Origin of the sequence: Pseudomonas sp. CNPSo 3701 (assembly GCF_028674975.1) — a bacterium.
Taxonomy (GTDB): Bacteria; Pseudomonadota; Gammaproteobacteria; order Pseudomonadales; family Pseudomonadaceae; genus Aquipseudomonas; species Aquipseudomonas straminea.
Window position 1 is genome coordinate 190,197 of record NZ_JAQZSI010000003.1, and the last position, 12,419, is coordinate 202,615.

The 12,419-nt window shown below is 63.0% G+C and carries 10 protein-coding genes; 7 read left to right on the top strand and 3 right to left on the bottom strand.

Translation table 11 applies throughout. The features are described from left to right. The first annotated feature begins 6 nt into the window (after window positions 1–6). The 5 genes from fadA to PVA39_RS10095 all read left to right on the top strand — a co-directional run bounded on the left by fadA (window position 7) and on the right by PVA39_RS10095 (window position 5,438). On the top strand, window positions 7–1,182 hold the full coding sequence (gene fadA, locus PVA39_RS10075; RefSeq protein WP_274123953.1) for an acetyl-CoA C-acyltransferase FadA: 1,176 nt from the start codon (window positions 7–9) through the stop codon (window positions 1,180–1,182). Between the two features lie 202 nt (window positions 1,183–1,384). After that, the gene (locus tag PVA39_RS10080) at window positions 1,385–1,621 is read left to right on the top strand and encodes a DUF1653 domain-containing protein (RefSeq protein ID WP_093502516.1); all 237 of its coding nucleotides are present in this window, start codon (window positions 1,385–1,387) and stop codon (window positions 1,619–1,621) included. Between the two features lie 254 nt (window positions 1,622–1,875). Further along, on the top strand, window positions 1,876–4,482 hold the full coding sequence (gene topA, locus PVA39_RS10085) for a type I DNA topoisomerase (RefSeq protein WP_274123954.1): 2,607 nt from the start codon (window positions 1,876–1,878) through the stop codon (window positions 4,480–4,482). A gap of 54 nt (window positions 4,483–4,536) precedes the next feature. Next, a complete protein-coding gene (locus PVA39_RS10090; protein ID WP_274123955.1) occupies window positions 4,537–5,058 on the top strand; it encodes a DUF6586 family protein in 522 nt (173 codons plus the stop codon). A 140-nt stretch (window positions 5,059–5,198) separates the two neighbouring features. Then, on the top strand, window positions 5,199–5,438 hold the full coding sequence (locus PVA39_RS10095; protein ID WP_027910358.1) for a hypothetical protein: 240 nt from the start codon (window positions 5,199–5,201) through the stop codon (window positions 5,436–5,438). Between the two features lie 91 nt (window positions 5,439–5,529). Here PVA39_RS10095 and sulA read toward each other — a convergent pair whose 3' ends face one another. Both sulA and lexA read right to left on the bottom strand, forming a co-directional pair. After that, window positions 5,530–5,985 (bottom strand): SOS-induced cell division inhibitor SulA, encoded by a 456-nt coding sequence (gene sulA, locus PVA39_RS10100; RefSeq protein WP_093501802.1) that lies wholly within the window; start codon window positions 5,983–5,985, stop codon window positions 5,530–5,532. Between the two features lie 11 nt (window positions 5,986–5,996). Beyond that, window positions 5,997–6,611: a transcriptional repressor LexA gene (gene lexA, locus PVA39_RS10105; RefSeq protein WP_013792002.1), complete on the bottom strand. Its 615-nt coding sequence runs from the start codon at window positions 6,609–6,611 to the stop codon at window positions 5,997–5,999. A 255-nt stretch (window positions 6,612–6,866) separates the two neighbouring features. Here lexA and PVA39_RS10110 point away from each other — a divergent pair, with 255 nt between their 5' ends. Continuing rightward, window positions 6,867–7,571 carry a TetR/AcrR family transcriptional regulator gene (locus tag PVA39_RS10110; RefSeq protein ID WP_274123956.1) on the top strand — a complete coding sequence of 235 codons (705 nt, stop codon included), beginning with the start codon at window positions 6,867–6,869 and terminating at the stop codon, window positions 7,569–7,571. A gap of 93 nt (window positions 7,572–7,664) precedes the next feature. Continuing rightward, window positions 7,665–8,717, top strand: coding sequence for a beta-N-acetylhexosaminidase (gene nagZ / locus PVA39_RS10115; RefSeq protein WP_274123957.1), 1,053 nt, complete (start codon window positions 7,665–7,667; stop codon window positions 8,715–8,717). A gap of 190 nt (window positions 8,718–8,907) precedes the next feature. On the opposite strand, the gene mfd is transcribed toward nagZ, so the two are convergent. Then, on the bottom strand, window positions 8,908–12,351 hold the full coding sequence (mfd, locus tag PVA39_RS10120; RefSeq protein ID WP_274123958.1) for a transcription-repair coupling factor: 3,444 nt from the start codon (window positions 12,349–12,351) through the stop codon (window positions 8,908–8,910). Window positions 12,352–12,419: the final 68 nt, after the last annotated feature.

The following is a 12,419-nucleotide window of genomic DNA, read 5'->3' on the forward strand; positions in this document are numbered from 1 at the left end:
GAATTTATGAGCCTGAATCCAAGAGATGCAGTCATCGTCGACTTCGGCCGGACCCCGATGGGTCGTTCCAAGGGCGGCATGCACCGTAATACCCGTGCCGAGACCATGTCGGCGCAACTGATCAGCAAACTGCTGGAACGCAACAGCAAGGTTGACCCCAAGGAAGTCGAAGACGTCATCTGGGGTTGCGTCAACCAGACCCTCGAGCAGGGCTGGAACATCGCGCGCATGGCCTCGCTGATGACTCAGATCCCGCACACCAGTGCCGGGCAGACCGTCAGCCGCCTGTGCGGCTCGTCGATGAGCGCGCTGCACACAGCCGTGCAGGCGATCCAGACCGGTAACGGCGATGTGTTCGTGGTCGGCGGCGTCGAGCACATGGGCCACGTCGGCATGATGCATGGCGTCGACCCGAACCCACACCTGTCGCTGTACGCCGCCAAGGCGTCCGGCATGATGGGCCTGACCGCCGAGATGCTGGGCAAGATGCACAACATCAGCCGCGAGGCCCAGGACAAGTTTGGCGTGCGCTCCCACCAGTTGGCCCACAAAGCCACGGTGGAAGGCAAGTTCAAGGACGAGATCATCCCGATGCAGGGCTATGACGAGAACGGCTTCCTCAAGGTCTTCGACTACGACGAAACCATTCGCCCGGAAACTACCCTGGAAAGCCTGGCCAACCTCAAGCCGGCGTTCAATCCCAAGGGCGGCACCGTCACTGCGGGTACTTCCTCGCAGATCACCGATGGTGCGTCCTGCATGATCGTCATGAGCGCCCAGCGTGCTCAGGATCTGGGTATTGAGCCGATGGCCGTGGTTCGCGCCATGGCCGTGGCCGGTGTCGACCCGGCGATCATGGGCTACGGCCCGGTGCCGTCTACCCAGAAAGCGCTCAGGCGCGCCGGTCTGACCATCGACGACATCGACTTCGTCGAGCTCAACGAAGCCTTCGCGGCCCAGGCCCTGCCTGTGCTCAAGGACCTCAAGCTGCTCGACAAGATGGAAGAGAAGGTCAACCTGCATGGTGGCGCCATTGCGCTGGGTCACCCGTTCGGTTGTTCCGGGGCGCGTATCTCCGGTACCCTGCTGAACGTGATGAAGCAGAACAACGGTACCTTCGGCGTGGCGACCATGTGCGTCGGCCTCGGCCAGGGCATTACCACGGTGTTCGAGCGCATCTGACGATTCGCCAGGGCTGCTGCGCTATATAAGGTAGCGCGGCAGTTCTTCGAGTCCGCTGTACAGGTTGCACAACCGGGGCTTCTGCCCCGGTTTTTGTTTTTTGGTGCTCCGCCAATCGTGGAGGCCAAGCAGGGCGAGCCGTCGGGCAATTGTCGAGGTCGTTCCTTTGTATCGGACGAAAAACTTTCCAGGAAATTGAATGATGTCGCTGCAACCCGGTCTCTACCGTCATTACAAAGGTCCCGAGTACCGCGTGCTGGGTGTGGCCAGGCATTCGGAGACGGAAGAGGAAGTCGTGGTCTACCAGGCGCTGTATGGCGAATACGGCTTGTGGGTACGACCGCTGTCGATGTTCACCAGCCAGGTGGAGCTGGACGGCGAGCAGGTTCCGCGCTTTGCTTTGGTCGAGGCCGAAGCGAGCCTTTTCAGTCGCCCCTGAGGGCACCGCGAAAAGCGCTCGCCCTTGACCTTGCCTTGACCGCCACTATATATAGCGGGGCCAAAGCTGAACGCAGGGCAGTTGGATGCGTGCAAAAGCACCACTCTGACCCGCGGTAGCACCACGCTCTTTGCGTTCGCTCTATCGAGTGGGCGCCTTCATCGTCGACGTGATAAGCGTCGACTCGATACGCCCAACAGTGTTTTCAGGCGTCTGTCGCCTTCACTTACCGAATTTCAGGAATTTTCCAATCCATGGGTAAATCGCTGGTCATCGTGGAATCCCCGGCCAAGGCCAAGACAATCAACAAGTACCTGGGCAGCCAGTACGTGGTGAAGTCGAGCATCGGCCATATCCGCGACCTGCCCACCAGCGGCGGGGCGGCTACCAAGGAACCTGCCAAGCGCGGCAAGGCAGCAGCAGGCGAAGCGCCGGCGCTGTCGCCGAAGGAAAAGGCCAAACGCCAGCTGTTCGCGCGCATGGGCGTCGACCCGGAGCACGGCTGGAAAGCCAAATACGAAATCCTGCCTGGCAAGGAGAAGGTGGTCGAGGAACTGCGCCGCTTGGCCAAGGAAGCCGACACCATCTATCTCGCGACCGACTTGGATAGAGAGGGGGAGGCCATCGCCTGGCACCTGCGCGAATCCATCGGTGGCGATGACAGCCGCTACAAGCGCGTGGTGTTCAACGAGATCACCAAGAAGGCCATCCAGGAGGCGTTCTCCGCCCCGGGTGAGCTGGACATCAACCGTGTCAACGCCCAGCAGGCGCGCCGCTTCCTGGATCGCGTGGTGGGCTACATGGTTTCGCCGCTGCTGTGGGCGAAGATCGCCCGTGGCCTGTCGGCCGGCCGCGTGCAGTCGGTAGCCGTGAAGCTGGTGGTCGAGCGCGAGAAGGAAATCCGTGCCTTCGTGCCCGAGGAATACTGGGAAGTGCACGCCGATCTGGGTACCGCCAAGGATGCCCAGGTGCGCTTCGAAGTGGTTCGTGAGAACGGCGCCGCCTTCAAACCACTCAACGAAGCCCAGGCCATGGCCGCGCTGGCGACCCTCAAGGCGTCGAGCTACAGCGTCGCCAAGCGCGAGGACAAGCCGACCAGCAGCAAGCCGACTGCGCCGTTCATCACGTCCACCCTGCAGCAGGCCGCCAGCACGCGCCTGGGCTTCGGGGTGAAGAAGACCATGATGATGGCTCAGCGTCTCTACGAGGCCGGCTACATCACCTATATGCGTACCGACTCCACCAACCTGTCGGCCGACGCCATCGAGATGGTGCGCGGCTTCATCGACAAGGAGTACGGCAAGAAATACCTGCCGGAGAAGCCCAACTTCTACTCGAGTAAGGAAGGCGCCCAGGAGGCGCACGAAGCGATTCGCCCTTCTGACGTCAACCTGCGTCCGACCCAGCTGTCGGGCATGGAACGTGATGCCGAGCGTCTGTACGAGCTGATCTGGCGCCAGTTCGTGGCCTGCCAGATGCCCCCGGCCGAGTACCTGTCGACCACCGTGACCGTCAACGCCGCGCAGTTCGAGCTGCGTGCCAAGGGCCGCATCCTCAAGTTCGACGGTTACACCCGTGCCCAGCCGCAGCTGAGCAAGCCGGGCGACGACGCCGTGCTGCCGGAAATGAAGGAAAGCGAGTCGCTCAAGCTGATCAAGCTCGATCCTAGCCAGCACTTCACCAAGCCGCCGGCGCGCTATTCGGAAGCCAGCCTGGTCAAGGAAATGGAAAAGCGCGGCATCGGCCGCCCGTCGACCTATGCGGCGATCATTTCTACCATTCAGGACCGCGGCTATGTGGCGCTGCACAACCGCCGCTTCTACTCGGAGAAGATGGGCGATATCGTCACCGAGCGCCTGAGCGAGAGCTTTTCGGATCTGATGGACTACGGCTTCACCGCTGGCATGGAAGAGAACCTCGATGACGTCGCCCAGGGCGAGCGCGAGTGGAAGCACCTGCTCGACGAGTTCTACGGCGACTTCAAGAAAAAGCTCGAAGTAGCGGCCGACGGCGACAAGGGCATGCGTGCCAACACGCCGACCCTGACCGACATTCCGTGCCGCGAATGTGGCCGGCCGATGATGATTCGTACCGCGTCCACCGGCGTGTTCCTCGGCTGCTCGGGCTACGCCCTGCCGCCGAAAGAGCGCTGCAAGGCGACCATCAACCTGGTGCCGGGCGACGAGATCGCTGCCGATGACGAAGGAGAATCCGAATCGCGCGTGCTGCTGGGCAAGCATCGCTGCCCGATCTGCGCCACGGCGATGGACGCCTACCTGTTGGATGAAACCCGCAAGCTGCATATCTGCGGCAATAACCCGGATTGCGCGGGTTACGAAATCGAGCAGGGCCAGTTCCGCATCAAGGGTTACGAAGGCCCGAGCCTGGAGTGCGACAAGTGCGGCAGCCAGATGCAGCTCAAGACCGGTCGCTTCGGTAAGTTCTTCGGCTGCACCAACAGTGAGTGCAAGAACACCCGCAAACTGCTGCGCAACGGCGAGCCTGCGCCACCCAAGATGGACGCGGTGAAGATGCCGGAGCTCAAGTGCGAGAAGGTCGACGATACCTACGTGCTGCGCGACGGCGCCTCGGGGCTGTTCCTGGCTGCCAGCCAGTTCCCGAAGAACCGCGAAACCCGTGCACCGCTGGTGCTCGAGCTGTTGCCGCATAAGGACGAAATCGATCCGAAGTACCACTTCCTGTTCGATGCACCTGCCAAGGATCCGGAAGGCCGTGCTGCGGTCATCCGCTACAGCCGCAAGACCAAGGAGCAGTACGTGCAGACCGAAGTCGATGGCAAGCCCACCGGCTGGAAGGCGTTCTTCGACGGCGGAAAGTGGAAGGTCGAAGACAAGCGTTGATCCATACCGGGTGCACCCTCGCGGCGTGCGCCCGGCGCCATCTGGAGAATGCAAATGGCTGGCGAGCTGTATACCCGCACCAATCAGAAGATCTTCTATGCCGGGCTGTCTCTGGAATCCTGGCGCAAGGCTGAGGAAGGCCGGGCGATGAATGCTCAGGCATTGGTGCAGGCCGAGCGCGAAGCCACGCTGTTTCATCTGTACGGCGCGCTGCTCGGGCTGTGCCATGAGATCGCCGGTTTTTATCGCTTGCCCAACAGCAGCGCCGCGCGTGCTGAGGTGCTGCTGGACCGGCAGAACCTCGATGGCGCGCCGAGCCCCGAGCTGGCTGAGCTGGTCGAGCTGGCGGCAAATCGTGACGCTTGGCTGGGGCAGTTGCTGGCCGCACACGCCGAGCTGTTCAAGCCGCCGCGCCCTCCACGTGAGCCGAAAGGCGAGCCCGGCGCTTCGGCGTTGATCCAGGCGGTGAGCGTCGATGAGCAGACGCCACCGCTGGCGCGTGAAACCCTGGAAAACTGGCGGCAGGAACTCAAAGCCCTTGCCCAGCGATTTCGTGAAGGCCTGAGCGAGTGGTGAGCACCGCCTGTCGCTGATTGAAAGTCCGTTCGGCATCTGGCGGTTTTTTCGCCAAGCCATCGGGTGGACTGGCTGTTACACTGTACGGCCTTTTGCGGCACGCCTCCTTGAGGTGCTGCCCTTCGTGGAGAATCCGAGTCATGCCTACATCCTTCCTTGAGATCGTCGAACTGCCCGATGGGCGTATTGCCCTGCGTCGAGCTGACGATGAGGAAGCGCTGGTGGTGCTGGATTTCTCGGAAGATGCCAAGGCCTTCCTGCAGGGCCAGCACGTGGAAGTCGCTAAGGCGATGCTCAACGTCGGTGTGCAGATGGCAGGTCGAATGGCCGAAGGCGATTTCGAGCACGAAGAAGACGAACAGCCGCGCGTACTTCATTGATAGGCATTGGCCTGAGCGAGCCCAGATAAACAAAAGGCCAGCAGATGTGCTGGCCTTTTGTTTATCTAGTCGATCGTTACGCCGCCAGATTTCAACCCAGGCTGATATTCAGGCTCTGCGCTTTGCCGGTACGTGCCGCTGTTTCCAGTTGCTGGCGGGCGTGCGAGGGCAGGGGATGCAGCCAGCTCACCACGGTGTGGCTGCGGCCAAGCTTCAGCGCTTCCTCGGCCAGCTGCAGCGCGCTCTGGTTGCGGCGCGGCTGCAGCAGCAGGATACGTTCGCGGTTCAGGCCGGCCTCGCGTAGCCAGTTCTGGGTCAGGCTGGCGGGCGGGGCGATCAGGGTCAGCCAGCGTTCGTCATCCTTTTCGCTCAGTTCCCGCAGCATGGGCGCCAGTAGCGTCAGACAATGGCCGGCTGCACCACGCAGCGACACTTCGCTGAAGGTGGTTTCCTGGCTTGCCGGTTCTTCTACGGCTGCGAGGGTCGAGGCCAGAAAGGCATCGAACAGGGGCAGCTGGTTACGGCTCAACGACTGGGGGAACTGCATGACGCCTCCAATTAGCGGCGGATGACGCCGACACTTAAACCTTCAATGACCAGATCCTGCTCTTCCAGATTCACCTTGATCGGGGCGAACTCCGGGTTTTCCGCCAGCAGCCACACGGTGTTGCCTTCACGCTTGAAGCGCTTGACCGTCACTTCATCGTCGATACGTGCTACGACCACCTGGCCGTTACGCGCCTCGCTGGTGGTGTGCACTGCCAGCAGGTCGCCATCGATGATGCCGATATCCTTCATGCTCATGCCGCGCACGCGCAGCAGGTAATCGGCTTTGGGGCGGAAGAAGTCCGGGTTGATTCGGCAGGCTTCCTCTATATGCTGCTGCGCCAGGATTGGCGCGCCGGCGGCGACGCGGCCAATGACCGGCAGGCCGTCTTCCTCCTCCTGCTGATTGGGCTCGAAGCCCGGAATGCGAATGCCGCGCGAGGCGCCTGGAGTCATTTCAATGGCGCCCTTGCGTGCCAGGGCCTTGAGGTGTTCCTCGGCGGCGTTGGGCGATTTGAAGCCCAGGGCTTGCGCGATTTCCGCGCGGGTCGGGGGATAGCCATTGTCTTCCAGGCACTGCTTGATGAAGGCGAGAATTTCACCTTGGCGGGGCGTCAGCTTGATCATGTGAGGCGCTCTGGCTTTTTATACAGTGACTGGGATTATATACAGTAAGGCGTGCTTGGCAATCGCTTGATGCGTACCGCCTGGATTTATCGGCAAGCAGCGGATGATCGGTTGTCGGCATAGCGCACCGGGAGCCGGGTTGCGTGCGACGCTATCGCCAAATGATGACTGAGCATCCAGAATACGCCTTGCGCGGCTTGACAGTGGCATGCGCTGAAACGTATGTTTCAAACACTTGTTTGTCTGGTGGATGTCATGGCGCAATCGGAAACCGTTGAACGCATTCTCGACGCTGCGGAGCAGTTGTTCGCGGAGAAGGGCTTTGCCGAAACGTCGCTGCGCCTGATTACCAGCAAGGCTGGGGTCAACCTTGCCGCCGTCAATTATCACTTCGGCTCTAAGAAGGCCCTGATCCAGGCGGTGTTCTCGCGTTTTCTCGGGCCATTCTGCACTAGCCTGGAGCGTGAGCTGGACAAGCGCCAGAGCAAGCCGGGCGTCACCTTCAGCCTTGAAGAGCTGCTCGAGCTTCTGGTCGAGCAGGCCCTGGCGGTCAAGCCGCGCAGTGGCAACGATCTGTCGATCTTCATGCGTTTGCTGGGCCTGGCATTCAGCCAGAGCCAGGGGCACCTGCGTAAATACCTCGAAGAGGTTTACGGCAAGGTGTTCCGCCGCTACATGTTCCTGGTCCATGAGGCCGCTCCTGGTATTCCGCCGCTGGAGCTGTTCTGGCGCGTGCACTTCATGCTCGGGGCGGCGGCGTTCAGCATGTCCGGCATCAAGGCGTTGCGAGCCATGGCCGAAAGCGACTTTGGCGTGGACACCTCCATCGAGCAGGTGATGCGCCTGATGGTGCCGTTCCTGGCCGCCGGCATGCGCTCGGAGAGTGGCGTGACCGATCCGCGCCTCGCCTCTGCGCAGCTCATTCCTCGCCACAAAAGCCCGCCCATCATCAAGCCTTGAGTCGGGGGCATCGCTTGCCTACGGCTCCTGGCTGCCCCTAAGCTAGCGTCCTTCGAGATAACCGCCCACGGCCCGGAACTCTGACCGGCACCAATGTCCCATGGGCGTGAAGCTTTTATTCAAGGAATACGCGTTGTGACGACTCCCCTTTATGGCTCCCTGATGGTGGACATCGCCGGTACCTGCCTGACCGCCGAGGATCGCCAGTTGCTGCGCCAGCCCGAGGTGGGCGGCCTGATCATCTTTGCCCGCAATATCGAGAACCAGCGCCAGGTGCGTGAGCTGTGCGAATCCATCCGGGCGATTCGTCCCGATCTGCTGCTGGCGGTGGACCAGGAAGGCGGTCGCGTGCAGCGCTTGCGACAGGGCTTTGTGAAGCTGCCGGCCATGCGGGCTATTGCCGGTTGCGCCGACGCTGAGCAACTGGCCCGCCAGTGCGGCTGGTTGATGGCCACCGAAGTGTTGGCGGTGGGGCTCGATCTGAGCTTTGCCCCGGTACTGGATCTGGACCACGCGCGCAGCGCGGTGGTTGGCCATCGCGCCTTCGAGGGCGATGCCGAGCGTGCCACGCAACTAGCCGGTGCCTTTATCCGCGGCATGGCAGAGGCGGGCATGGCCGCTACAGGCAAGCATTTCCCTGGCCATGGCTGGGCCGAGGCCGACTCCCACGTGGCGATTCCTACCGATGAGCGCAGCCTGGAGGAAATCCGCCAGAACGATCTGCGCCCGTTCGCCGCGCTGAGTCGCGATCTGGCTGCTGTGATGCCGGCCCACGTCATCTATCCGCAGGTCGATGATCAGCCGGCCGGCTTTTCGCGTCGCTGGCTGCAGGACATCCTGCGCGGTGAGCTGGGTTTCGACGGGGTGATCTTCAGCGACGACCTGTCGATGGCCGGCGCTCACGTCGTCGGCGATGCGGCCAGTCGTATCGAGGCGGCGCTGACTGCCGGCTGCGACATGGGCCTTGTATGCAACGACCGGGCGGCCGCGGAGCTGGCCCTGTCGGCCGCGCAGCGTCTCAATGTCGTTGCACCCAAGGGGCTTGCACGCATGCGTCGGCGGGCCTTTCCGGGCGTAGACTATCGCCAGGATCCGCGCTGGGCGCAGGCGCTTTCCGCGCTACGGGCTGCGCAGTTGGTGGAGTGAGGGAAGGGGCTTTATTCAGTTTGCTGCAATTTGGCGGCCACCCAATACCTGTGGGAATGGGCCATGCCCGTGACTCTTTCGCGGGCATGGCCTAGGCGTCCCCGCCCGCTCCCACAGCGTATTACTTCGGCTGTGCCTGCTTTAGCTCAACCACAAACGATCAGGGCCGCTTATGCGGCCCTGATCGTTTTCAGCTCTTTACCGTCGCCAGCAGCCGCTCCAGCAGCGCTTCCAGAGTATTGAAGCGTTCCTCGGCGCGCTCCATCGGTACCGAGAAGCGGAACAGCGTGGCGCCCTCGAACTTGTAGCGGTTCGGCGCGCTCTGGATCAGCTTGATCAGCGTCAGCGGATCGACCGGTGTTTCCGCCGCGAATTCGATGCGTCCGCCCTGCGGGCCCGCATCGATCTTCTTGATGCCGAGCCGCTCGGCTTGCAGCTTGAGCAGCGTGATGCGCACCAGGTTTTTGGTCGGCTCGGGCAGCAGGCCGAAGCGATCGATCATCTCCACCTGCAGTTCCTTGAGGCCGTCCTCGTCGGTGGCGTTGGCGATGCGCTTGTAGAGGATCAGGCGGGCGTGCACGTCCGGCAGGTAGTCCTCGGGGATCAGCGCCGGCACCCGCAGGTTGATTTCCGGCCCGCCGCCCAGGGGCTGGTCGAGATTCGGCTGCTCACCCTTGCGGATCGACTTGACCGCACGTTCGAGCATTTCCATGTACAGGGTGAAACCGACCGCCTGAATCTGCCCGCTCTGGCCGTCGCCGAGCAACTCGCCGGCGCCGCGGATTTCCAGATCGTGGGTGGCGAGCACGAAGCCGGCGCCCAGGTCCTGGGCGTTGGCAATGGCCTCCAGGCGCTTTTGCGCATCGTCGGTCATCTGCTTGCGTGGCGGGGTCAGCAGGTAGGCGTAGGCCTGGTGGTGGCTACGGCCGACGCGACCGCGCAACTGGTGCAGCTGGGCCAGGCCGAACTTGTCGGCGCGCTCGATGATGATGGTGTTGGCGCTCGGCACGTCGATGCCGGTCTCGATGATGGTCGAGGCGATCAGCACGTTGAAGCGCTTGTGATAGAAGTCGCCCATCACTTGTTCCAGCTCGCGCTCGTTCATCTGCCCGTGGCCGATGCCGATGCGTGCCTCGGGCACCAGCTCGGCCAGATCCGCCGCGCATTTCTCGATGGTCTTCACGTCGTTGTGCAGGTAATACACCTGGCCGCCGCGCAGCAGCTCACGCAGCAAGGCTTCCTTGATGGTCGGCTTGTTCTGCTCCATGACGAAGGTGCGTACCGACAGGCGCCGCGCCGGCGGCGTGGCGATGATCGACAGGTCGCGCATGCCCGACACCGCCATGTTGAGGGTGCGCGGGATCGGCGTGGCGGTCAGGGTGAGAATGTCCACCTCGCTGCGCAGGGCCTTGAGGGCTTCCTTCTGGCGCACGCCGAAACGGTGTTCCTCGTCGATGATCACCAGGCCGAGGTTCTTGATCTTGACGTCGTCCTGCAAGAGCTTGTGGGTGCCGATGATGATGTCGATCTTGCCTTCGGCGAGCTGCTCGATGGCGGCGCTGACTTCCTTGGCGCTCTTGAAGCGGCTCATCACCTCGACGGTCACCGGCCAGTCGGCGAAGCGGTCGCGGAAGCTGTTGTAGTGCTGCTGGGCGAGCAGGGTGGTGGGCACCAGAATCGCCACTTGGCGGCCGCCGTGCACGGCGATGAACGCCGCGCGCATGGCCACTTCGGTCTTGCCGAAGCCGACGTCGCCGCACACCAGGCGATCCATCGGCTTGGCGGCGAGCATGTCTTCGCGCACCGCCTCGATGGCGCTCTGCTGGTCCGGCGTTTCCTCGAACGGGAAGCCGGCGCTGAAGGTTTCGTAATCGGCCTTTGGATCGCGGAACGCATAGCCTTCTCGGGCGGCGCGGCGTGCGTAGATGTCGAGCAGCTCGGCGGCCACGTCGCGTACCTGCTCGGCAGCCTTGCGCTTGGCCTTCTGCCAGGTTTCCGAGCCCAGTCGGTGCAATGGCGCCAGGGCGTCGTCGCTGCCGGTGTAGCGGGCGATCAGGTGCAGGCTGGCCACCGGTACGTAGAGTTTGGCTTCCTCGGCGTACATCAGCGCAAGGAATTCGGCGGCCTGGCCGTCGAATTCCATGGTCACCAGGCCCAGGTAACGGCCCACGCCGTGATCGATATGCACCACCGGCGCGCCTTCACGCAGCTCGGTGAGGTTCTTGATCACGTTGTCGCCGGCATCGCGAGTCTTCTCGCGGCGGCGGCGCTGCATGATGCGCTGGCCGAACAGCGGGCTCTCGGCGATCAGCGCGATGTCTTCGAGCTGCAGACCTTCATCGAGCGGCGCGATGGTGATGCCCAGGCGCTCCTTGCTCGCGCAGAACTGCGGCCAGCCTTCAACTTCCTTGGGCTTGAGCTTGAGGCGGGCGAGCAGTTCGAGCAGCACCTCGCGGCGCCCGGCGGACTCGGCGCAGAACAGCACGCGGCCCGGATACTCCTCGATGAAGCGGCGCAGCGCCGCCAGCGGCTCGCTGGTCTTGGCCTGGATCGCCAGGTCGGGCAGCGCATTGGCCTCGAAACGGGTGCGGCCGACGCCTGGTTCGATGTCTTCCGGGCTGATCACCACCCGCGGCCAGTCCTTCAGGCGGGCGAAGCAGTCCTCGACCGGCAGGAAGATATCGGCTGGCGGCAGCAGTGGGCGTTCGGGGTCGACACGGCGCTCGTCGTAGCGGTTGCGGGCGTCCGTCCAGAACTGCTCGGCGGCCTTTTCGATACCGGGCAGCGAGAACACCTGGGTGTCCTGGGGCAGGTAGTCGAAGAGGGTGGCGGTTTCCTCGAAGAACAGCGGCAGGTAGTACTCGATGCCCGCCGGGGTGATGCCGGTGGACAGATCCTGGTAGATCGGGCAGCGCCGGAAGTCGACATCGAAGCGTTCGCGAAAGCGCCCACGGAAATCGGTGACGGCTTTCTTCTCCAGCGGAAACTCGCGGGCCGGCAGCAGCTTGATCGATTCGACCTTGTCGATCGAGCGCTGGGTTTCCGGGTCGAAGGTGCGCAGGGTTTCGATCTCGTCATCGAACAGGTCGATACGGAACGGCTGCTTGCTGCCCATGGGATACAGGTCGATCAGCGCGCCGCGCACGGCGAACTCGCCATGTTCGTAGACGGTATCGACATAGCGATAACCCGCCGCCTCCAGGCGCGCGCGCATCTCATCGACATCGATGCGCTGGCCGACGTCCAGCACCAGGCTGCTGCCCAGCAGGAAACGCTTCGGCGGCAGGCGGTGCAGGGCGGTAGTGATCGGCACCACCAGCACGCCATGGCTCAGCGACGGCAGGCGATAGAGCGCCGAGATGCGCTGGGAAATGATGTCCTGGTGCGGCGAGAACAGGTCGTAGGGCAGCGTTTCCCAGTCCGGGAAATGCAGCACGGGCAATTCCGGCGCGAAGAAGCTCAGTTCCTGCTCCAGGCGCTCGGCGCTCTGGCTGTCGGCGGTAAGCAGCAGTGTGAAGCGTTTGGCGGAGCTGGCCGCCTCGGCGATGGCCAGGCTCAGCGCGGCACCGGGCAGGTTGCCCCAGTGTTGTTTACCGGCGGTGGCCGGCAAGGACGGCAGACGCAGTACAGGCACGGGTGGCTCGCGATTGGTAACGATTTGGCCCCCGATTGTAACTATCCGCGAGGATGACTGTCAGTGTT

Coding starts and splice junctions, on each gene's coding strand:
- fadA (WP_274123953.1), top strand. CDS start 7: ATGAGCCTGAATCCAAGAGATGCAGTCATCGTCGACTTCGGCCGGACC.
- PVA39_RS10080 (WP_093502516.1), top strand. CDS start 1,385: ATGTCGCTGCAACCCGGTCTCTACCGTCATTACAAAGGTCCCGAGTAC.
- topA (WP_274123954.1), top strand. CDS start 1,876: ATGGGTAAATCGCTGGTCATCGTGGAATCCCCGGCCAAGGCCAAGACA.
- PVA39_RS10090 (WP_274123955.1), top strand. CDS start 4,537: ATGGCTGGCGAGCTGTATACCCGCACCAATCAGAAGATCTTCTATGCC.
- PVA39_RS10095 (WP_027910358.1), top strand. CDS start 5,199: ATGCCTACATCCTTCCTTGAGATCGTCGAACTGCCCGATGGGCGTATT.
- sulA (WP_093501802.1), bottom strand. CDS start 5,985: ATGCAGTTCCCCCAGTCGTTGAGCCGTAACCAGCTGCCCCTGTTCGAT.
- lexA (WP_013792002.1), bottom strand. CDS start 6,611: ATGATCAAGCTGACGCCCCGCCAAGGTGAAATTCTCGCCTTCATCAAG.
- PVA39_RS10110 (WP_274123956.1), top strand. CDS start 6,867: ATGGCGCAATCGGAAACCGTTGAACGCATTCTCGACGCTGCGGAGCAG.
- nagZ (WP_274123957.1), top strand. CDS start 7,665: ATGTCCCATGGGCGTGAAGCTTTTATTCAAGGAATACGCGTTGTGACG.